Here is a 21,110-nt window from a genome sequence, read left to right as displayed (position 1 = left end):
AGGCAATGGACTTACTTGCCCTTGGCCGGGGTGGCGTCGAGCAGCTTGACGGTGTCTTGCTGCGAGAAGCCGATATCGGCCACACCGCCTTGCGGGGTCTTGGCCAGCGCTTCCGGCAATTGCTGTTCGTTCAGGTACAGCAGGGGCGCGACGATGTCGATCTCCTTGGGCACCTTCTTGCCCGCCAGCACCTGCTGCGCCACCCAGAAGGCCACCGTCACCGCGCCCGGCGGGTTGGAGGCCGAATAGGTCTTGTAGCCGCTGCCGATCTGCGTCTTCCACCATTGCAGCTCATCCTCGCGGTTGCCCAGGATGATGATCGGCAGTTCGCGATTGGCCGCCTTGAAGGCTTGCGCCACGCCGAAGCCGTCGCCGCCCTGGGTCACCACGCCATCCACCTTGGGCAGCGTGGGCAGGATGCCGGAGACGGCTTTCTGCGCCACCGTCTGCGCCCAGTCGCCATTGACCGAACCGACGATCTTCAGGCCCGGATGCTTCTTGATGCCGTCCAGGATGCCGGCGTGGATCTCGCCATCCACCGAGACCCCGGCCAGGCCGCGGATCTCGAGGATATTGCCCTTGCCGCCCAGGCGTTCGGCCAGGTAGTCGATCTGGCGCTCGCCCATCTTGCGGAAGTCGAACGTGACCCGATAGGCGCAGGGTTCGGTGACCACGCCGTCATACGACACCACCACCACGCCCGCCGCGCAAGCCTTCTTGATGGTGCCGTTGAGCGCCGTGGGGGAGGCCGCATCGACCACGATGGCCTTGTAGCCCTGCAGGATCAGGTTCTGGATCTGCTGCGCCTGCTCGGTGGGCTGGTTCTCGGAGGTGGTGAAGGCAGGCGCTGCCGCCACCAGCTTGCGCTTGACGGCGTCGTCGGCAGTCTGGGCCCAGGTCTTGAGCATCGACTGGCGCCAGGCGTTGGCAGCATAGTTGTTGGACAGCGCGATCTTGGCAGCCGAAGTGTCGCCGGTGGCGACCTGGGCCTGGGCGCTGGCGCCCAGCAGTGTGGTAGTGGCGGCCAGCAGCAGCACGGCGCCGTGGCGCCGGGTGAAATGAGTCATGTTGTCTCCATCGTTTTGATCGAAGCAGCGTGGACAGGCCAGGCTGCACGTCTTTTTTTTTCGTATCGTCTTTTTATTGTCGTCACTTGACCCCGGGTAAAACCAAAGGTCAGGTTGTATGACATTTTCATCATAGGGAGCGGCCAAAAAGAAGTCAACTGGTCAGACCAAATTGCATGACGATGAAGATGTAAAGATCGGCAAGGCCCGCCCGGCGTGCTGCAGCGCGTCATCCGCGTCTGCTTGATGCATATCAATGCGGACTCCGGTCGTGCTCGATATCCTGCAATCTCCAATCAATCCCCGGTCGCTCGGCCAGGAGCATCCCATGCAAGCAGCACCATCGTCCCTGACGTCCCATTCACCCAGCCTGGCCGGCATGAGCAAGAGCGTGCTGCGCAAGATGGACCAGCGCGGGCCGCGCTATACCTCCTATCCGACCGCCGACCGCTTCAGCGCCGACTTCGCCGTCACCGATTACCTGCATGCGGTCAACGACCGTCGCAGCATGGGCGCCTGGCGCGCCTTGTCGCTGTACCTGCACATTCCGTTCTGCGACACCATCTGCTACTACTGCGCGTGCAACAAGATCGTGACCAAGAACCGCGCCAAGGCGTCGCTCTACCTGAGCTACCTCAAGCGCGAGATCAGCATGCAGGGATCGCTCTTCGCCGGCATGAACCAGGTCGAGCAGCTGCACTTCGGCGGCGGCACGCCGACCTACCTGTCGGACCAGCAGATGGGCGACCTGATGGCGCACATCCGCCACAGCTTTGCGCTGGCGCCCGACCACGTCGGCGAATACTCGATCGAGATCGACCCGCGCACGGTGTCGGTGGAGCGTGTGCATTCGCTGCGTGCGCAGGGCTTCAACCGCTTGAGCCTGGGCGTGCAGGATTTCGACGAGCAGGTGCAGCGCGCGGTCAACCGCATCCAGCCCGAAGCCGACACCCTGGCCGTGATGGCCGCCGCCCGCGATGCCGGATTCCGCTCGATCAGCATCGACCTGATCTACGGCCTGCCGCGCCAGAACGTGATGTCGATGTCGCAGACGCTGGCCAAGGTGATCGCCGCCGGACCCGACCGCATCGCCGTCTACAACTATGCGCACATGCCGCAGTTGTTCAAGACCCAGCGCCAGATCGACGAGGCCGAGTTGCCCAGCGCCGACAGCAAGCTCGACATGCTGTCGCTGTGCATCCGCCAGTTGACCGCTGCCGGCTATGTCTACATCGGCATGGATCACTTCGCCAAGCCCAACGACGATCTCGCCATCGCGCAGCGCCAGGGGCGCCTGCATCGCAACTTCCAGGGGTATTCGACGCACTCCGAGAGCGACCTGGTGGCGTGCGGCGTGTCCGCCATCAGCGCCGTCGGCGGCAGCTACAGCCAGAACGAAAAGACCCTCGACGGCTATTACGCCCGCCTCGAGAATTCGACCCTGCCGATTGCGCGTGGCATCCAGCTCGGCATGGATGACGTGTTGCGGCGCCTGATCATCCAGCGCCTGATGTGCAACTTCGAGTTGTCGATCAGCTCGCTGGAGATCGCCTATCCGATCGTCTTCAAGGATTACTTCGCCAGCGAGATGGTGATGCTGCAGGCGCTGGAGGAAGACGGCCTGATCGGAATCGAACCCGAATGGATCACGGTCGAACCCAAGGGCCGCCTGCTGATCCGCAACATCTGCATGGTGTTCGACCGCTACCTCAAGCAGGACCGCGAGCGGGCGGCGCCGCCGCGCTATTCGCAAACGCTCTGACGGCAGGCCGACGGTGAACCTGTTCCCGGTATTCCTGGTGGGCCTGATGGGCAGCGTGCATTGCCTGGCGATGTGCGGCGGCATCGTTGGCGCACTCAGCACAGCCGGGGCAGCACGCGCGGCGCCACTGGTGCGCTACAAGGTGAGCCACGGCGCGATGCTGGTCGTCACCCCCGCGGCCATCAATCATGAAGTGACCCGGGTGCTGAGCTACAACCTGGGCCGGCTGGCCAGTTATGCCATGGCCGGCGCGCTGGCCGGCGGCATCGCCGCCGGCATGCTGCGCGGCGCCGATGTGTTGGGGTGGATGCTGCCGCTGCAACGTGCGGCCACCATCGCCGTCAACCTGATGCTGGTGGCGCTGGGCCTGCATCTGGGACAGTGGTGGAGCGGCGTGGCGCGCCTGGAGCGGCTCGGCCAGCGGGCCTGGCGCGCAGTGCGCCCACTGACGTCGCGCCTGCTGCCGGTCGATTCGGCGGGCAAGGCATTGTTGCTGGGCGGGCTATGGGGCTGGCTGCCCTGCGGCATGGTCTACAGCGCATTGCTCACCGCCATGCTGGCCGGTGACGCCACGCAGGGCGCCTTGACCATGCTGGCCTTCGGCGCCGGCACCTTGCCGATGCTGGTGGCGGCAGGCCTGTCGGGGGCAGGCCTGCGGACCCTGGCCGCGGGCCCCGGCTGGCGTCGCCTGGCTGGTTTGGTCGTGCTGGGCTTCGGTGTGCTGGGCCTGTTGCGCGCAGCCGAATTCGGCTCGCTCGGCATCGCCCGTGGCTGGCTCGATGTGCTCTGCATCACGCCGGCCCACGGAGCGCTGCCATGAGCGAGCCGGCACTCTGTTTTCACTGCGGCCAGCCGCTGGATAGCGCCCAGCCCTTGCAACTCGAGATCGGCGGCAGCCTGCGCGACATGTGCTGCGTCGGTTGCCACAGCGTGGCCGAACTGATCGTCAGCGCCGGCTGCGCCGACTTCTATCTGCGGCGTACCGCGCCGTCGGCACGCGTGGCGCTCGATCAACTGGTGCCGGCCGAGCTGGCCCTGTTCGACGCTGTCGATGTCCGCCCAGCCGCTGCTGCCAGCCAGCCCGACGCTATGCTGGTGCTGTCGGTCGATGGCTTGCGCTGCGCTGCCTGCGTCTGGCTGATCGAGCGTTACCTGCTGCGCCTGCCGGGCGTGCGGGCAGCCGAATTGAATGTGGCCACGGGCCGCCTCACGGTCAGGCGCGACCCGGCACGGTGCGCCGCATCGACCATCCTCGGCGGCCTGCGTCGCCTGGGCTACGTGGCCTATCCCTTCGATCCGTTGCGCCAGGGCGAGCAGACGCGGCGTGCTACCCGCCGGCTGTTCCGGCAACTGTTCATCGCCGGCATGTCGATGATGCAGGTGATGATGTATGCCATTCCGGTCTACCTGAGCCGTGACGGCATCGAGCCCGAGATGATGGCGCTGATGCGCTGGGCCAGCCTGCTGCTGACCATTCCTGCGGTGTGCTATTCGGCGCTGCCCTTCTTCAGCGGCGCCTGGGCCGGCTTGCGCGCGCGGGCGCCCGGCATGGACCTGCCGGTGGCCATCGGCATCGCTGCCGCCTTCGGCGCCAGTGCCGTGGCCACCTTCCGGGGCGAAGGCGAGATCTGGTTCGACAGCGTATCGATGTTCATCTTCCTGCTGCTGGCCAGCCGCTACCTCGAAAGCGCTGCGCGCCGCCGCTCGGCCAGCACGCTGGAACGCATGCACCAGGCTTTTCCGGCGTCGGCGCTACGGCTGGACGATTATCCCCGGACCCAGGCCACGACCCGGGTGGCCGCCCTGCAACTGCGGGTGGGCGACGTGATCCTGGCGCGCCCGGGCGACACCATTGCCGCCGATGGCGAGTTGCTCGACCAGGGCGCCGAACTCGATTTGTCATTGCTGACCGGCGAAAGCCGCGCGCAGCGTGTGCCAGCGGGGCAACCGGTGCCGGGCGGGGCGCTCAACCTGGGCCATCCGGTGTTGCTGCGGGTCAGCCGCACCAGCGACGACAGCACCCTGGCGGCGATCACCCGGCTGGCCGAGCAAGCCGGCGCCGGGCGACCGGCGCTGGCGCAGTGGGCCGATATCGTGGCCTCGCGCTTCGTGCTGGCCTTGCTGGTGCTGGCGGCAGCCACCTTCGTGGCCTGGCAGTTGATCGATCCCACGCGCGCCTGGTCGACGGCGATTGCGGTGCTGGTGGTGTCGTGCCCTTGCGCGCTGTCGCTGGCCACGCCCTCGGCGTTGGCGGCGGCCACCGATCGGCTCTTGCGGGAAGGCATGCTGGTGGTGCGCGGGCGGGTGCTCGAAGCCTTGCAGCGCGCCGATACGGTGATCTTCGACAAGACCGGCACGCTGACCCAGGGACGTCCGCAACTGGTGCGCATCGTGCCGGTGTCGCCCGCCAGCACGGTGCCGCAATTGCTGGCGCTGGCAGCGGCCCTCGAAAGCGGCAGCCTGCATCCACTGGCGCGCGCACTGTGCGATGAAGCCGAACGCCGGGGCATCGCCGCCGCGCCGTGCGAGGCGCTGCAATCGTTCACTGCCAGCGGCATGCAGGCCGACATCAGCGGCCGGCAGCATCGCATCGGTTCGCAGTCCTTCGTGGCCGGCCTTTGCCCGCAACCGCTGCCGCCGTCGTTGCAGTTGCCGGTCGCCGTGGGCGCCGGCAGCGTGTATCTGGGCGACGAACATGGTTGGCTGGCGCGCATCGACCTGGCCGACAGCGTGCGCCCGGACGCCGCCGCCACCGTGGCCGCATTTCGCGCGCGTGGCATGCGCACCGTGCTGCTCAGTGGCGACCGCGCCGATGTCTGCGCCGTCGTCGGCGCCAGGGTAGGGGTGGATCAGGTCATCGCCGAGTGTTCGCCCGAGCAGAAGCTGGCGCAGGTGCGCGCATTGCAGGCCGGTGGTGCGGTGGTGGCCATCGTCGGCGACGGCATCAACGACGCGGCCATGTTGCGGGCCGCCGATGTCTCGTTCGCGATGGGGCGTGGCGCGGCGCTGGCGCAGGTCAGTGCCGATGCGGTGGTGATGTCGGATCGCCTGCAGACGCTGGTGGCGGCCAGCGACATGGCCCAGCGCACCATGCGCGTGGTGCGCCAGAACCTGGCCTGGGCGGCAGCCTATAACTTCCTGGCGATCCCGGCGGCCGCCTTCGGCTGGCTCGATCCGTGGATGTCGGCGGTGGGCATGTCGCTCAGTTCCCTGCTGGTGGTGGGCAATGCCTTGCGACTAAGTCGGGTGGTCCGCTGCGGCGCCCCGGCGCCGCTCGCCGCACCGGCGTTGCAGGGAGGTCGCTGATGGAAGCGCTCTACCTGCTCATTCCGCTGAGCACGGCGCTGGTGTTCCTGGCGATCTGGATCTTCTTTCGCGCCAGCGACAGTGGTCAGTTCGATGATCTCGAAGGGCCGGCATTGCGCATCCTGCACGACGACGATAGCGCGGTGGTCGAGGTCCCATCCGTGACTGCGCCACCGTCTGCCTGATGCACGTCATGCGGCGAAAGTCGCTGGGTACCGGCGTTCGCCGGCACGACGGGCTGCTTATCACTCAAGCTCCGTCGCACTTGTCCTTCGTCGCATTTCAGGCAAATCCTGCGCGGTGGTGTGGCCAGGTGACAGCATTTCCGAGCTGCGTCTCCCCATTTTGATACACGTCAATGCCCCCTGAGAGGCTCCCCCGTAAGCTCGGTTCGGACAAGTATCCAACACAGTGGGGAGAGTTTCGTGAGCAAAGAACTTAGCTACAACTACAAGGTGGTGCGCCAGTTTTCGGTGGCGACGATCCTGTGGGGCGTAGTCGGCATGCTGGTGGGGGTGATCATCGCCGCCCAGCTGGCCTGGCCTGAATTGAACATGGGCATACCGTGGCTCAGCTTCGGCCGCCTGCGGCCGTTGCATACCAATGCGGTGATCTTCGCCTTCGGCGGCAGCGCCCTGATGGCCACCTCGTATTACGTCGTGCAGCGCACCTGCCAGGTGCGGCTGTTCGGCGACTGGCTGGCCGCCTTCACGTTCTGGGGCTGGCAGGTGGTGATCGTGGCAGCGGCCATCACGCTGCCCATGGGCCTGACGCGCGGCAAGGAATACGCCGAGCTCGAATGGCCCATCACCATCCTGATCGCCGTGGTCTGGGTGGCCTATGCGGTGGTGTTCTTCGGCACCATCGTCAAGCGCCGCGTGCAGCACATCTACGTGGCCAACTGGTTCTATGGCGCCTTCATCATCGCCGTGGCATTGCTGCATATCGTCAATGGCATGACCATGCCGGCCACGCTCACCAAGTCCTACTCGATGTACAGCGGCGCGCAGGACGCGATGATCCAGTGGTGGTACGGACACAATGCGGTGGGCTTCTTCCTGACCGCCGGCTTCCTGGGGATGATGTATTACTTCATTCCCAAGCAGGTCAATCGTCCGGTGTATTCGTATCGCTTGTCGATCGTGCACTTCTGGGCCCTGATCTTCACCTACATGTGGGCCGGCCCGCACCATCTGCACTACACCGCGCTGCCGGACTGGACGCAGTCGCTGGGCATGGTGTTCTCGCTGATCCTGCTGGCGCCGTCGTGGGGCGGCATGATCAACGGCATGATGACCCTGTCGGGCGCCTGGCATCAACTGCGCACCGACCCGATCCTGAAGTTCCTGGTGGTGTCGCTGTCGTTCTACGGCATGGCCACCTTCGAAGGCCCGATGATGGCCATCAAGACCGTCAATGCGCTGTCGCACTACACCGACTGGACCATCGGCCACGTCCACGCGGGCGCTTTGGGCTGGGTCGGATTCATCACCATGGGTTCGATGTATTACCTGATTCCGCGGCTCTCGGGCAAGACCGAGATGTGGAGCCGCGACCTGGTCGAGATCCATTTCTGGGTCGCCACCATCGGCATCGTCCTGTACATCGCCGCGATGTGGATCGCCGGTGTCATGCAGGGCCTGATGTGGCGCGCCGTCAATAGCGACGGCACCCTGACCTACACCTTCGTCGAAAGCGTCAAGGCGACTTATCCGTACTACGTGATCCGCCTCATCGGTGGCTTGATGTACCTGGCGGGCATGCTGGTCATGGCCTATAACACGGTGCGCACGATGTGGGGCACCAGGCTCGCGCATGCGCCCATTCCGGCGGTCGCGCCGGCCATGCATTGATTGGGGAAAGCAATGAAGTTTTCACATGAATGGATCGAAAAGAATCCCTGGCTGCTGATCGCGCTGGTGGTGCTGGTGGTGAGCGTGGGCGGGCTGGCCGAGATCGTGCCGCTGTTCTTCCAGAAATCGACCACCGAGCCGATCGCCGGGCTCAAGCCTTACCCGGCGCTGCGCCTGGCCGGGCGTGACGTCTACATCCGCGAAGGCTGCTTCAACTGCCACTCGCAGATGATCCGTCCGCTGCGCGCCGAGACCGAACGCTATGGGCATTACTCGGTGGCCGGCGAATCGGTGTACGACCATCCGTTCCAGTGGGGTTCCAAGCGCACCGGACCCGACCTGGCGCGGGTCGGTGGCCGCTACAGCGACGAATGGCATCGCGCCCACCTGCACAACCCACGCGACGTGGTGCCCGAGTCGAACATGCCGGCCTATCCATGGCTGGAGCAGGCCAAGCTCGATCACTACGACATCGCCGCCCGCATGCGGGCCCTGAAGCGCCTGGGTAACCCTTACACCGAAGAAGAAATCGCCGCAGCACCGGCCGCGCTGGCCGGCAAGACCGAACAGGATGCGTTGATCGCCTACCTGCAGGAGCTCGGCGTATTGATCAAGGCGGAGAGATAAGAACATGAACATCGCATCGTTGACCGACGCCCGCGCCCTCATCACGCTGGCCAGTTTCATCACCTTCATCGGCATCATCTGGTGGACCTACGTCAGCCACAAGCCAGCCGATTTCAACCAGGCCGCCATGCTGCCGTTCGCCGATGGCGATGTCGGCCAGCCGGCATCGGAACCCGCCAGGGAAGAGGTGCGTCATGGCTGATTTTACCAGTGGATTCTGGAACATCTGGATCATCGTACTCACCGTGCTGGGCATCGTCGGTTGCGCCTTGCTGCTGTGGCAGCAGTCCAGCTGGAAGGTCAGCAAGAACGACCAGGCCAAGATGGGCAACACCACCGGTCATGTCTGGGATGAAGACATCACCGAACTGAACAACCCGCTGCCGCGCTGGTGGATGTGGATGTTCTACCTGAGCATCGTGTTTTCGATCGGCTATCTGGTGCTGTATCCCGGACTGGGCAATTTTGCCGGCACCCTGGGCTGGCAGTCCAGCGGCGAGCATGACCAGGATGTGCGCGAAGCCAACGCCAGGTATGGTCCGCTGTACGACCACTACATGAAGCAGGACCTGAAACTGGTGGCCGCCGATCCCCAGGCCCAGGCCATCGGCGAACGCCTGTTCCTGACCTATTGCGCCCAGTGCCATGGTTCCGACGCGCGCGGCAACAAGGGCTTTCCGAACCTGACCGACAACGACTGGCTGCACGGTGGCGAACCCGAGACCATCAAGGAAACCATCATGAAGGGACGCCACGGCGTGATGCCGCCGATGGGTGCCGCCGTGGGCAGCGACCGCGACATCGATAACGTGGCCAACTACGTGCTGAGCCTGTCGGAATCGACGCACGATCCGATCAAGGCCGAGCTGGGCAAGTCGAAGTTCGTGGCCTGCATGGCGTGCCACAGCGCTGGCGGCCGTGGCAACCCGCTGCTGGGCGCGCCCAACCTGTCGGACAAGATCTGGCTCTACGGCGGCAGCCTCGACACCATCAAGGAAACCATCATCAAGGGCCGTGACAACACCATGCCGGCGTTCGGTGAATTCCTGGGCGAACCCAAGGTGCATGTGCTGGCCGCCTATATCTGGAGCCTGTCGAACCGGCCCAGCAACGCTGCGGCACGATAGTAGCGCCGTCGCCCCGACCAACGTCGGGACGACGGTCGTTGATACGCAGTCAATCATGGAAAACGCAGTGAAACCCTCCAAGCAAGCCGAGCCTCCACCGGCGCCAGGCCAGGACGACTACGCCGTCATCCGCATGTACCAGGCGCGCGAGCAGATCTATCCGCGCGAGATCGCCGGGCGTTACGCCAATCTGCGCTGGCTCGCCGTATGGTTGACCCAGCTGGTGTTCTACGGCCTGCCATGGATCAACTGGAACGGCCGCCAGGCCGTGCTGTTCGATCTGGCCGCGCGCAAGTTCTACCTGTTCGGCCTGGTGCTGTGGCCGCAGGATTTCATCTGGCTGGCGGCGCTGCTGATCATCTGCGCGTTCGGCCTGTTCCTGTTTACGGCGGTGGCCGGGCGCGTGTGGTGCGGTTATGCATGTCCGCAAACGGTCTACACCGAAATCTTCATGTGGATCGAGCGCCGTACCGAAGGCACGCGCAGTGCCCGCATGCGGCTCGATCGCCAGCCGTGGTCGTGGGCCAAGCTGGCCCGCAAGTCGGCCAAGCACGGCGCCTGGGGCGCGGTGGCGTTATGGACCGGCCTGTCCTTCGTCGGTTATTTTTCGCCCATGCGCGCGCTGCTGGGCGAGCTCGTCACACTGGGCTTCGGTCCATGGGAAACCTTCTGGATCCTGTTCTATGCGCTGGCCACCTATGGCAATGCCGGCTGGATGCGCGAGCAGGTCTGCAAGTACATGTGTCCTTATGCGCGCTTCCAGAGCGCCATGTTCGACCGCGACTCGCTCATCATCACCTATGACGCGCAGCGCGGCGAGCCACGCATGCCGGCGGCCAGGGCGGCGCGCGTCGAGGGCGCAGGCGATTGCATCGACTGCACCATGTGCGTCCAGGTGTGCCCGACCGGCATCGACATCCGCCAGGGGCTGCAATACATGTGCATCGGCTGCGCGGCTTGCGTCGATGCCTGCAACAGCGTGATGGACAAGATCGCCCGTCCGCGCGGCCTGATCCGATATTCGACCGAGAACGCGATGGCGCAGGGCGCATCGAATGCCGCCATCCGCGCGCGCCTGCTGCGCCCGCGCATCCTGATCTACCTGGCGATCCTGGCGGCGGTGGTGCTGGCCTTCTCGGCCTCGCTCTGGACCCGGGTGCCGCTGAAGCTGGATGTATTGCGCGACCGTGGCTCGATGGGGCGCGAGGTGGAAGAGGGCATCATCGAAAACGTCTACCGGCTGCAAGTGATCAATACCGACGAACGCGCTCATCGCTATCGGGTCAGCGTCGACGGCCTGCCCGGTCTGGCGGTGGCGCCGAGCGACCTGGTCGATGCCGGCGCCACCCAGACCATGTCGGTGCCGGTGCGGGTACGGGCGCCGCACGGCGTGGGCCAGCCGGGTTCCAACAAGATCCGCTTTCACCTGCAGGCCGAGGACGACGCCTCGGTGGCGGTGAGCGAAAAAGCCGTATTCATTGTGCCGCGCCGCTGACCGGCGCATTTCACGAGAGGTCGATATGCAAGGCAATGGCAAGACGTTATCCCATCCGGCAGCACCCTGGTACCGCCACCGCTGGCCCTGGCTGCTGATGTCCGGCCCGGCCGTGGTGGTGGTGGCGGGGCTGTTCACGGTATGGCTGGCGGTGGTGCGGGGCGACGCGCTGGTGGCGGACGATTACTACAAGCAGGGCAAGGCCATCAACCAGGATCTGCGACGCGACCGCGAAGCCTGGCGCCTTGGGGCGCAGCTCGATATCGCCTTCGATCCGGCCGCAGGCGTGTTGCGTGGCAAGTTGCAAATGGGTCATGCGCCGGATGCCGGCGAAGAAGGCAAGACGCTGTACCTGTCGCTGGTGCATCCGACCCAGCCGCCGCGGGACCGGGCGCTGGTCATCAGGACGGCCCCCGACGGCAGTTTTTCGATGCCCATGGGCGACCTGGAGCAAGCCCGCTGGCGCATGGTGGCCGAGGACGGCAGCCGCCGCTGGCGACTGCACGGCAGCTGGAACTGGCCGCAGCAACGGCGCGCGGTGTTGAGTGCAGAAAGTTATGCGCCGGCCGAGTAGGGTGCTGGCGCTGGCGCGCGGAAAAGACTAAGCTGAAGTCACCAGAGCCGGCCACAAGACCGGCGCATGATCCTGGCGCGCTCGCGCCAGGTCCGTGACCTGTAGTGGAGGAGACCGCAATGCGCAGACTTCAACGCAATATCGCCGTGGTCGGCTGGATGGCTTTCCTGATGGCCATCGCCGCCGAAGGCATTTTCTTTTCGATGACCGAACCGGTCCTGCTGGCGCAGGCGATGGGCATCGAGGCGCCCGACGTGCTGGGCATCTACACCATCGGTTTCTTTAGTTTCTGGGGAAGTTTCACGCTGTGCGGCATGCTGGCCGTTCGGCTGACGCAGGGCCTCTCGCAGGCGAGAGGATTGCGTCAACCGGCTTGACGGTGCAGCGAATTACGCCGCTGCCGGGCGGGCGCAGGCATCGACGCCGGCGGCCAGCTTCTTGAGTGCGCCCAGGTCGACCACTTCGACGTCGCGCTGCTCCACGGCGAGCAAGCCCTGCTTGCGGAACTTGGAGATCAGGCGGCTGATGCTTTCGATGGTCAGGCCCAGGTAGTTGCCCACGTCCTGGCGCGTCATGCGCAGCTGGAACCGGGTGGGCGAATAGCCGCGCGCGGCATAACGCGACGACAGGTTGACCAGGAAGGCGGCGAAGCGCTGTTCTGCACGCATGTTGCCCAGCAGCATGATGACGTTCTGCTCGCTGGTGATTTCATGACTCATCATGCGGTGAAAATGGCGCAGCAGCATCGGCATCTGGCCGAACAACTGCTCCAGGCGCGCAAACGGGATCTCGCATACTTCGCTGTCCTGCAACGCCATGGCGTCGCACTGGTGGCGCTCGGTGCTGATGGCGTCCATGCCCAGCAATTCCCCCGGCATCTGGAAGCCGGTGATCTGGCGGTCGCCGTCGAGGTTTTCCTGATAGGTCTTGAAGTGGCCCACGCGCACCGCATAGAGCGCCGTGAAGCGGTCGCCGATGCGGTACAGGAACTCATCGCGTGCCACCTTGCGGCGACCGATGATCTTGTCCAGGCGCTTCATGTCGGATTCTTCCAGGCCCATGGGCAGGCACAACTGGTGCATGCCGCAGGCGGTGCAACTGCGCAGCGCCGAGCAACTGGCGGCTTCACGGGCAGCCGTCAGCGGCGACACCTGTTGCAGCTGGGCAGGGGAGGGGACGAGGACGTGCGAAGGAGTGCTAAGTGCAGGCTGGTTCATACAATGTTCCCGGCGGACATGAAATCGTTGCGATCTTGAATGGGTTCATTCTAAGTCGCCCGGCGCGCCGCCAGAGCACGCTATGCCGGAATCAGACGGCAATACTTGTCCCAGATCAAACAAGTGGCAAACAGCCGCCCTGCGGGGATGAACTCCAGTAGTCGAAATGGGGGGGAGGTGCGGTCTTGATGGGGGAATTGGGCGGTGTCGCGGGGTTTCCGGGGACCCGCGACTGCCCTTCCATGCGGCCGTCTTGTTGTTGAAAGCTAAAGTGAAACGGGGTTGCCGGGCCTTAGCCGGCGGCCGCGTTTTCGACCACCGGCATCGGCAGCGGCTTGCTGGTCGGGCGGCCCCTGAAATCGGTCCAGCACAGGCGGTTGTAGTCATACAGCTTGCAACGGCGGGCCGTGTCGAAGTACCAGCGCCACGAGAATCGCTGGATCACGATGCGCCCGGGCAGCATGGTTTCGAGTTTCTTCTGGGCCTGCTTGAGGCGATACAGCGGCACGCTCATGTCAACGTGATGGGCCGTGTGTTCCATGATGTGGTGCAGCGCGCCACCCATCCAGCGGCCGAAGGTCAGGTGCACCGTGGTCGACACGAACGGCTGGGCTGCGGCCCAGGTCACCTTGTCCTGGTACCAGGCCACCGAGGTATGGGTATGGTGCACGTAGACCACGAATCCCATCATGGCCTTCCAGAACAGGATCGGGATCGCGAAGCCGGTAACGAACAGGGTCCAGAACGACTGGTCGGTGGCGCTGGCGGCCCAGGCCAGGCCGCCGATCCAGACCGCCGCCACGGCGGTGACCAGCACGCCATCCCAGACGAATTCGGCGCGCCGGGTGGGCATCTGCTTCTTCGACGGGAAGTACATGCGCTTCCACCACATATCGATCATGTAGTACAGGCCCGGACCCAGTCCGCTGCGATAGACCCGTTCCAGCTGGCGGCGCCAGCGTGGCAGCGCGCGGAATTCTTCGATCGTGCGCGGTTGCCAGACGAAGTCGAAGCTCTTGAGGTTGGTATAGCCGTGGTGCACCACGTTATGGCCGATGGCCCACAAGCTGTAAGGCGTCAGCGACGGCATGAACAGCAGGCGACCGAGCCAGGTATTGAGGCGGCGATTGGGCGTGAAGCTCTGGTGGCAGGCATCGTGGCCGAGGATGAACAGGCGGCCGATGACGAAGCCGGTCATCAGGCCCAGCGCGATCTTGGCCCACAGCCATGGGGTCCAGATGATGGCCGCCAGGCCGGCGCCGAACAGGGTGAAATCGAGTACCGAGAGCAACAGCGCGATGCTGGTGCTGCGGCGGCTGATCGGGATCACCCACGAACGGATGATCTTGCGATGGGGCATGGGCGCGCCGGGCGCGACCGGAGTGGAATGCCCAGGTTGGCCATGGGCAGGCGTGGTCGAGAGTGTCATGGAACCTCTTGATGCAATCAAACGGAAAACGGAGGTGGCTGCAGATGCAACACGGCGCGCCCGGTCATCATCGATGGCGGGGCGCGCTGCTGGCGCTGTTGCCCGACCGGGCAGGGCAGGCTGGCGGACGCTTAGAAACGGTAGCCGACGCCCACGCCGAACAGCCACGGGTCGATCTTGACGGTGCTGATCTTGGTGCCGCCGACTTTCACGTCGCTCTGGATCTGCACTTTCTTGATGTCGAAGTTGATCAGCCAATGGCGGTCGATCTTGATGTCGAAGCCGGCCTGCAACGCACCGCCGATGCTGTGGCTGTCGAGCGAGGCGCCATCGTTGAGCACATGCACGTCCGAAATGCGGGTGTAGTTGATGCCGGCGCCCAGGTATGGCGAGAAGCGCGATTCGGGCGTGAAGTGGTATTGCATCAGCAGCGTCGGCGGCAGGTGCTTGAAGGTGCCGATCTTCTGGCCGTCCAGACGCACGTCATGCTTCTGCGGATAGGTCAGGATCAGTTCGGCGGCCCAGTTGGGGCTGAAGAAGTAGCTGATGTCGACTTCCGGAATGGTCTTTGAACTGACTGTCAGACGATCCGATGCGCCCACGCCGCCGACCGGGTCGGACTTGTTGTCGGGGCTGATGTTGACGGCGCGCACGCGCACCAGCCAGGGGCTCTGCGCTTCTTGCGCGAAGGCGGCAGGGGCGGCGAACGACGAAGCGAATGCTGCAGCGGCAGCGGCGATGGTGACGATTTTTTTCACGGCTTTTACCTGTCGAGTGAGGATGACCGAAAGGTACGCGGCTATTCGTCGGCGGGCTTTGATGCTGATCAAGGGCGCGTCATCGGAGAAAACGCCGATGCAGTCGAAATGCAGCCAGATGACGGCTTGTTGCCGCGCATTTGCGCTCACTTGCGTCGGCTTCTGCGCCTTGGCTCAGAGCACGACGCTGTTGCTGCCGTCCACATAGACGGTGCCGGCCGCGTTGGTGGCAATCTGCATCAACGTAAAGGTGGCGCCATGGTCGCCCACCACCGGCGTGTAGTGCGGCGCTGATTTATCTGATCCGCTGGCGACCACGATACCGTCGCGCAGGATCTGTCGCACCAGCGTGCCATGGGGCCGCCACATGATGGCGCCCCAGCTGAGGCGCAGCGGCAGGCCGACGACAGGACTGGCCTCGAAGGCGGGTTTCATCACGACGTGCGGCGCCTGGTTCGCACGCGAGTTGATCAGTTGTTTCATGAACGGCTTGTGGGCGATCAGAATGTCGCGCATGCCCCATTGCGTCCGTTGTGACGGGTGCAGCAAGTCATGTGAGCGGGTGGTCCTGATCTCGGTGCCGGCAGCGTGCGCCAGGTTGATGCGCGAGGCCCATGCCGGCGTTGGCGGGTTGGCCTGCGAGCGCCGACCGCCGTTGAGCACCACCTGATAGTCCTGCTCTCCCAATCTGGTTACCGAGGTGACGATCCCGACCTTGCTGGTGGTGTCGACGTTGGCGGTGCCCGGCTCGAACACCAGCGTGTCGCCAATGGCCGGCGCCACGCTGACCCGGCAGATGTTGGTGGACGCCGCCGCCACTGCCGCCACCAGCGTCGCCCGGTAATTGTCGACGCCCCAGCGATCCATGTGGACCGGGTCGCGGGCGGCAGCGGCGGTGTCGATGGTCAACGCGGCGCGACCGCCAACGCCCGCCATCAGCCATTCATGGAACTGGCGAAACGAGCCGGTGGCCGCATCGGTATTGGCCAGGTCGACCGGCGTCTGATCGGCCACGGTGGTGCCGCGGGTATTGTTGGCCGCCTTCGTATAAGGCGTGATCGTGGTCTGGAAGATGGCCACGCCCGGCCAGGCGTTCGCCATCTTGGTGTAGGCGCGATTGAAGATGTTCTGGGCGGCGGCCAGCGCATTGCCCCCGCCCAGGGCGTTGCGTCCATGCTGATGCACGATGGCATTGAACATCGGTTCGCGCTGGATCAGTTTCATGCAATCGTCCAGTGTGTCCACCAGGTTCTTGCCGCCGAGATTGTTGAGGTTGTCGGTATAGAGGGTCACCGGTGAGCTGGCCCAGCGCGACAGGTGCATGTAGTTCCATGCGCCCGAGCCGGTGTCGCCCAGGGCTTCGCGCACGAAACCGATATCGCCGCGCGCGGTGGCCAGTGCGGCAGACACATTGGAGCCATCTTCGATCGAGTCGCCGAAGATGGCCACCACCGGCGAGGTGCCATCCCAGCCCGTGGCCGCAAACATGGCCGGTGCGAAATAACCGCCCAGCGCCGAGCCGACACCGGTGATGTTGATGGCGGAGCGGTTCAGCTCGGGGCTCTTTGCATCGCGTGCCGATTCGCCGGCGAGAAAGAATCCCTGGTCTGCCGGCCAGGCGCCCGAGGCGGATGCCATATGAAAAAATACATCTACGAAATAGGTCGAGTTGGCGGCCAGATCGGCACCGGGATCACTCCAGGTCCGTTCGCCCGGCGCCAGCACCCGGGCCGCCGCGCCGTTCCATTTGACGGTGTCGACCAGGCCATTGGCGGCATCCCGTATTTCTACCCGGTCGATCGAAATAGCGAACCCGCCATCGAGCACCGCGCTGACCGAGTTGGCGGCGTTCATCCACAGGAAGCGCCCCGCGCTGGCGGCCCAGGTGGTCGAGAATTTATAGCGGCGGCTGAAGTAGTTGGCCGCCAATGTGCCGTTGCCGCCAGATCGGCCAGTGCCGTCACCGGCCTTCCAGCCGGAATCCGTGATGCCCCATTCGGTGGCCAGCCCGAAACGATTCGACGCAATCATGTAGCGCACCGACACGTTCGAGGCCGGTAGTGTCAGGCTCGCCGAGTGAAAGTCGATATCGCCCACGGTCACGCAGAAGCGCAGCCGGCAGGCGCCGGTCGGCGTCATGTCGCTCACCTGCAGCACATAGGCTTGCGCGCGCTCGCCATCGATGTCGGTGAAGCCGCGTCCGGTATCGCGTTGCCAGCGTCCGGTGGCGGCAGACCAGCCGAGCGGCAGCCTCACGTGTATCGGCGTGCCGACCGCCAGTTCGCCCTCGGGGAAAATACTCAGCTGATTAGACTCGACACCACGCATTGGCTTTCCTTTGATCGCCGCAGGCAGGGCGATATGGGGCAAGCATACTGCATCGGCCCATGAAAAAAAAAGCGCAACCCACCGAAGTGGGCTGCGCCTTCTGTTCAGCCGGTTGCCGGCGCAGGCTTATTCCTTGAAGCGTGCCTCGCGTGCCAGCTTGGTCAGGTTTTCCGGATCTTCGAATGCCTTGTAGTAGGCATTGAGCGCCGGCGCGCCGCCGAGGTGGGCATACAGCACGCGCTGGCCCTTGAAGTGGCCCTTCTTGGCCATGTCGATCAGGCCGTCGATGGATTTTCCTTCGTACACCGGATCGGTCAGCATCGCTTCCATTTCGGCCGCGGTGCGGATGGCGGCGATGGTCTGTTCGCTCGGCAAGCCATAGGCAGGGCCGCTGTAGTCGGGGATGATCTCGATATCGGCATCCTTGAGCACCACGCGGCGGCCGCCCTTGGAAGCGATCAGCTCGCAGGTGTCGTTGGCGATCTTGGTCACGGCGCGGCGGGTCATGGCTTCGTCGTCGGCGGTGTCGATGCCGATCACGCGGCGGCGTTTTTCCTGCGCCGCAAAGCCGACCACCATACCGGCCTGGGTCGAACCGGTACAGGTCGCCACCACCACGTTGTCGAAGAAGATGCCCAACTGCTGTTCCTGCATCGCCACTTCATCGGCGAAGTTGGCGTAGCCCAGGCCGCCGAGTGGATGGTCAGAGGCGCCGGCCGGAATCGGATAGGGCTTGCCGCCGTTCTTGCGCACTTCTTCCAGCGCCTTGGCCCAGGTGTCTTTTTCGGTGGTGGAGTAACCGTAGCCACCCATGATCGGATTGCCGCCCATGATGCGCGTCAGCAGGATGTTGCCGACCTTGTCGTAGACCGGGTCATCCCATTCCAGCCAGGTTTCCTGCACGGTATAGGACTTCATGCCTACCGCGGCTGCCGCGGCGCACACCTGACGGGTGTGGTTGGACTGGATGTTGCCGATCGATACCAGCGTGTCGCAACCCTTGGCCAGCGCGTCGGCCACCAGCCACTCGAGCTTGCGGATCTTGTTGCCGCCGTAGGCCAGGCCGGACGAGACGTCGTCGCGCTTGGCCCAGATTTCCACGTCCAGCATGGCGGACAGGCGTTCCAGTTTGTGAAGAGGGGAAGGGAAGAAGCCCAGCGTCTTGCGCGGGAACAGTTTGTCGAGTGCCAGCATGAAAGTGCTCCGGTTGAGTGTCGTGGAAATGGCGCGATTCAGTTCGAATCGACAGACTCAACTTTACGCAAGCTCTAAATAATGGTGCTTCCGAATTTGTGGCAATATTCGGATTGATAAGGCGTTAGATAAAATAATAGCGATAGATTGTTTCAATAAATTTTAAATAAATGGAATAAAATTTATGACCCTGGACCGACTCGACAAGCGCATCCTGAAGGCCCTGCAGAAGGATGGGCGCATCGCCAATGCGGACCTGGCCAAGAAGGTCGGCGCCAGCACCACCTCGTGCTGGAACCATACCAAGCGGCTGATGGACGAGGGCTATGTGAAAGAGGTGCGCGCCATCCTCGACCCCGAGAAACTGGGCTTGCCGGTGCTGGTGACGGTGGGCGTGGTGCTGGACCGTTCCACGCCAGAGAGCTTTGCCGAATTCGAAAAAGCCGTGCGCGAGATCGCCGCCGTGCAGGAGTGCCTGTTGCTGGCGGGCGAATTCGATTACTGGATCAAGTTGCGGGTCAAGGACCTGCAAGCCTTCAACCGCTTGCACGCCAACGTATTGCTGCGCTTGCCGGGGGTGCGCCAGTTACGCTCGTTCTTTGTGCTGAGCGAGGTCAAGAACAGCATCGAGCTGGTGGTCGAATAAACGTTTTTCGCGGAAGTTTTATACTGTGTCTTTCTTCAACCCTGACTGGATCGCCCGATGAGCTCTGCCGAACTGCGTACTTTCTATCCTCCCATCGAACCGACCGAGCACGGCCTGCTCGACGTGGGTGACGGGCACCAGGTGTATTGGGAGGTATGTGGCAATCCGCAGGGCAAGCCGGTGGTGTTTCTGCATGGCGGCCCCGGCGGCGGTTGCGGCCCGTCGCACCGACGTCTGTTCAATCCCGAGAAATACCGCATCGTGCTGTTCGACCAGCGCGGCTGTGGCCGTTCGCTGCCGCATGCGAACCTGGATGCCAACACCACCTGGGACCTGGTGGCCGACATCGAACGGCTGCGCGTGATGCTGGGCATCGAGCGCTGGCAGGTATTCGGTGGATCGTGGGGCAGCACGCTGGCGCTGGCCTATGCCGAGACGCATCCCGAGCGCGTCACCGAGCTGGTGTTGCGCGGCATCTTCCTGCTGCGCCAGGCCGAGCTTGACTGGTACTACCAGGAAGGTGCTTCGTGGCTGGCGCCTGACCGTTGGGACGAATTCATCGCGCCGATTCCAGAAGCCGAACGCGGTAACCTGATGGCCGCGTATCGCCAGCGCCTGACCGGCAGCGACGAAGAAGCCAAGCTGGAAGCGGCCCGCGCCTGGAGTCGCTGGGAGGGCAGCACCATTACCCTGGTCGCTGACGAGAGCACGATCAATGGTTTCGCCAATGCCCATTTTGCGCTGGCTTTCGCCCGCATCGAGAATCACTATTTCGTCAATCGCGGGTTCATGGAAGAAGGGCAGTTGCTGGCCAACGCCGCCCGCCTGAAGGGCATCCCGGGCGTGATCGTGCAAGGCCGCTACGACATCTGCACGCCGGCCAAGTCGGCGTGGGAGCTGCACAAGGCCTGGCCCGATGCGCAGCTGCACCTGGTCGACAGCGCCGGCCATGCCTATAACGAACCGGGTATTCTGGATCAGCTGATCCGGGCGACCGACGGTTTTGCTGATCGATGATCTTGTAAATTAACCGTCGTCCGGCACGACGGGTTACTTATATTCAATCGCCGTCGTCCCGGCGCAGGCCGGGACCCAGTGTCGTTGGTCATGCCGCATCGACGGTTGCAAGCAAGACGCTGGGTACCGGCTTTCGCCGGTACGACGGCGATCGCCGTCGTCCCTTACTTCTTCCCCCGCCCGCCGGCATCGGCCAATTCCTCTTCCAGCTCCCCCAGCCTGCTGTTGAGTTTGCGCAGCAGCGCCGCCAGTTCGCTGATCTCATCCTGCTCCAGCGCCTCGAACAGCCGATTGCCAAAACGCGTGCGTTCGGGCTCGGATGCTTTCAGCACTTCTTCCCCCAATGCAGTCAACGAAATCTGCTTGACCCGGCGATCGTTGAGATCGGGCTCGCGCAGCACCATGCCGTCGCGTTCCAGCGCATCGACCGCTTCAGTGATGGTGCGCGGCGCGAAGCCGAATGCCTCGGCCAGGTCGGTCGAGCGCACTTTTCCGCCGCGGTCGATGAAGCTCATGATCTTGGTCCGCGCAAAGGATGCCCCTTGCGCCGCCATCAGCTTGTCTAGCGTGCGGTGCGAACGCAGATAAAAATCGCGTAGCGCGTCGGCCGCTTCCGAGTAGTTATTTGTAAAGTCGCTGCACATAGTTTTTCGAGATGCCATATCATATGGTACCTCATTAATCCTTGTTAATCAGTTGTTGTGCTAGCA

At 64.1% G+C, this 21,110-nt stretch carries 20 protein-coding genes; 13 read left to right on the top strand and 7 right to left on the bottom strand.

Features of this window, described 5'->3' with window-relative positions:
* Positions 1 to 11: 11 nt before the first annotated feature.
* The gene (locus tag LBW87_RS02815) at positions 12 to 1,067 is read right to left on the bottom strand and encodes a substrate-binding domain-containing protein (protein WP_225199902.1); all 1,056 of its coding nucleotides are present in this window, start codon (positions 1,065 to 1,067) and stop codon (positions 12 to 14) included.
* Between the two features lie 328 nt (positions 1,068 to 1,395).
* Between LBW87_RS02815 and hemN the strand changes: the two genes are divergently transcribed.
* The 11 genes from hemN to LBW87_RS02760 all read left to right on the top strand — a co-directional run bounded on the left by hemN (position 1,396) and on the right by LBW87_RS02760 (position 12,188).
* On the top strand, positions 1,396 to 2,829 hold the full coding sequence (gene hemN / locus LBW87_RS02810) for an oxygen-independent coproporphyrinogen III oxidase (protein ID WP_225199901.1): 1,434 nt from the start codon (positions 1,396 to 1,398) through the stop codon (positions 2,827 to 2,829).
* Positions 2,830 to 2,842: 13 nt separating this feature from the next.
* The gene (locus LBW87_RS02805) at positions 2,843 to 3,649 is read left to right on the top strand and encodes a sulfite exporter TauE/SafE family protein (protein WP_225199900.1); all 807 of its coding nucleotides are present in this window, start codon (positions 2,843 to 2,845) and stop codon (positions 3,647 to 3,649) included.
* The gene (locus tag LBW87_RS02800; RefSeq protein ID WP_225199899.1) at positions 3,646 to 6,135 is read left to right on the top strand and encodes a heavy metal translocating P-type ATPase; all 2,490 of its coding nucleotides are present in this window, start codon (positions 3,646 to 3,648) and stop codon (positions 6,133 to 6,135) included. Before LBW87_RS02805 ends, LBW87_RS02800 begins: the two co-directional genes overlap by 4 nt.
* Complete coding sequence (gene ccoS / locus LBW87_RS02795) at positions 6,135 to 6,320, top strand: cbb3-type cytochrome oxidase assembly protein CcoS (protein WP_225199898.1); 186 nt, start codon at positions 6,135 to 6,137, stop codon at positions 6,318 to 6,320. The genes LBW87_RS02800 and ccoS overlap by 1 nt, the downstream gene beginning before the upstream one ends.
* 240 nt (positions 6,321 to 6,560) lie before the next feature.
* Complete coding sequence (gene ccoN / locus LBW87_RS02790; protein WP_225199897.1) at positions 6,561 to 7,988, top strand: cytochrome-c oxidase, cbb3-type subunit I; 1,428 nt, start codon at positions 6,561 to 6,563, stop codon at positions 7,986 to 7,988.
* Positions 7,989 to 8,000: 12 nt separating this feature from the next.
* Positions 8,001 to 8,615: a cytochrome-c oxidase, cbb3-type subunit II gene (ccoO, locus tag LBW87_RS02785; RefSeq protein ID WP_225199896.1), complete on the top strand. Its 615-nt coding sequence runs from the start codon at positions 8,001 to 8,003 to the stop codon at positions 8,613 to 8,615.
* 4 nt (positions 8,616 to 8,619) lie between these two features.
* Positions 8,620 to 8,817 carry a cbb3-type cytochrome oxidase subunit 3 gene (locus tag LBW87_RS02780; protein WP_225199895.1) on the top strand — a complete coding sequence of 66 codons (198 nt, stop codon included), beginning with the start codon at positions 8,620 to 8,622 and terminating at the stop codon, positions 8,815 to 8,817.
* Positions 8,810 to 9,742: a cytochrome-c oxidase, cbb3-type subunit III gene (gene ccoP / locus LBW87_RS02775; protein ID WP_225199894.1), complete on the top strand. Its 933-nt coding sequence runs from the start codon at positions 8,810 to 8,812 to the stop codon at positions 9,740 to 9,742. The genes LBW87_RS02780 and ccoP overlap by 8 nt, the downstream gene beginning before the upstream one ends.
* 55 nt (positions 9,743 to 9,797) lie before the next feature.
* Positions 9,798 to 11,237, top strand: coding sequence for a cytochrome c oxidase accessory protein CcoG (gene ccoG / locus LBW87_RS02770; protein WP_225199893.1), 1,440 nt, complete (start codon positions 9,798 to 9,800; stop codon positions 11,235 to 11,237).
* A gap of 25 nt (positions 11,238 to 11,262) precedes the next feature.
* Positions 11,263 to 11,811, top strand: coding sequence for a FixH family protein (locus LBW87_RS02765; RefSeq protein WP_225199892.1), 549 nt, complete (start codon positions 11,263 to 11,265; stop codon positions 11,809 to 11,811).
* A gap of 119 nt (positions 11,812 to 11,930) precedes the next feature.
* On the top strand, positions 11,931 to 12,188 hold the full coding sequence (locus tag LBW87_RS02760) for a hypothetical protein (RefSeq protein ID WP_225199891.1): 258 nt from the start codon (positions 11,931 to 11,933) through the stop codon (positions 12,186 to 12,188).
* Positions 12,189 to 12,200: 12 nt separating this feature from the next.
* Here the strand turns inward: LBW87_RS02760 and fnr are convergent, their stop codons facing one another.
* The 5 genes from fnr to LBW87_RS02735 form a co-directional block, all read right to left on the bottom strand.
* The gene (gene fnr / locus LBW87_RS02755; protein ID WP_225199890.1) at positions 12,201 to 13,028 is read right to left on the bottom strand and encodes a fumarate/nitrate reduction transcriptional regulator Fnr; all 828 of its coding nucleotides are present in this window, start codon (positions 13,026 to 13,028) and stop codon (positions 12,201 to 12,203) included.
* A gap of 292 nt (positions 13,029 to 13,320) precedes the next feature.
* Positions 13,321 to 14,457 carry a fatty acid desaturase gene (locus tag LBW87_RS02750; RefSeq protein WP_225199889.1) on the bottom strand — a complete coding sequence of 379 codons (1,137 nt, stop codon included), beginning with the start codon at positions 14,455 to 14,457 and terminating at the stop codon, positions 13,321 to 13,323.
* Positions 14,458 to 14,588: 131 nt separating this feature from the next.
* Entirely contained in the window at positions 14,589 to 15,215 is a 627-nt protein-coding gene (locus tag LBW87_RS02745; protein ID WP_225199888.1) for an OmpW/AlkL family protein, read from the bottom strand.
* A gap of 174 nt (positions 15,216 to 15,389) precedes the next feature.
* Positions 15,390 to 17,543, bottom strand: a complete 2,154-nt coding sequence (locus tag LBW87_RS02740; RefSeq protein ID WP_225199887.1) for a hypothetical protein — start codon at positions 17,541 to 17,543, stop codon at positions 15,390 to 15,392.
* Positions 17,544 to 17,669: 126 nt separating this feature from the next.
* Positions 17,670 to 18,737: a 1-aminocyclopropane-1-carboxylate deaminase gene (locus LBW87_RS02735; RefSeq protein ID WP_413927605.1), complete on the bottom strand. Its 1,068-nt coding sequence runs from the start codon at positions 18,735 to 18,737 to the stop codon at positions 17,670 to 17,672.
* A 184-nt stretch (positions 18,738 to 18,921) separates the two neighbouring features.
* On the opposite strand from LBW87_RS02735, the gene LBW87_RS02730 reads away from it, so the two are divergent.
* Positions 18,922 to 19,383 carry an Lrp/AsnC family transcriptional regulator gene (locus LBW87_RS02730; protein WP_225199886.1) on the top strand — a complete coding sequence of 154 codons (462 nt, stop codon included), beginning with the start codon at positions 18,922 to 18,924 and terminating at the stop codon, positions 19,381 to 19,383.
* Positions 19,384 to 19,440: 57 nt separating this feature from the next.
* A complete protein-coding gene (gene pip, locus LBW87_RS02725) occupies positions 19,441 to 20,400 on the top strand; it encodes a prolyl aminopeptidase (protein WP_225199885.1) in 960 nt (319 codons plus the stop codon).
* Positions 20,401 to 20,564: 164 nt separating this feature from the next.
* Here pip and LBW87_RS02720 read toward each other — a convergent pair whose 3' ends face one another.
* Positions 20,565 to 20,915: a MarR family winged helix-turn-helix transcriptional regulator gene (locus LBW87_RS02720; RefSeq protein ID WP_413927604.1), complete on the bottom strand. Its 351-nt coding sequence runs from the start codon at positions 20,913 to 20,915 to the stop codon at positions 20,565 to 20,567.
* Positions 20,916 to 21,110 lie beyond the last annotated feature (195 nt).

Origin of the sequence: Herbaspirillum sp. alder98, from assembly GCF_020179755.1 — a bacterium.
GTDB lineage: Bacteria > Pseudomonadota > Gammaproteobacteria > Burkholderiales > Burkholderiaceae_D > Herbaspirillum.
The sequence above is the reverse complement of the archived record's forward strand: the minus strand, read 5'-3'. Positions and strand labels throughout refer to the sequence as shown.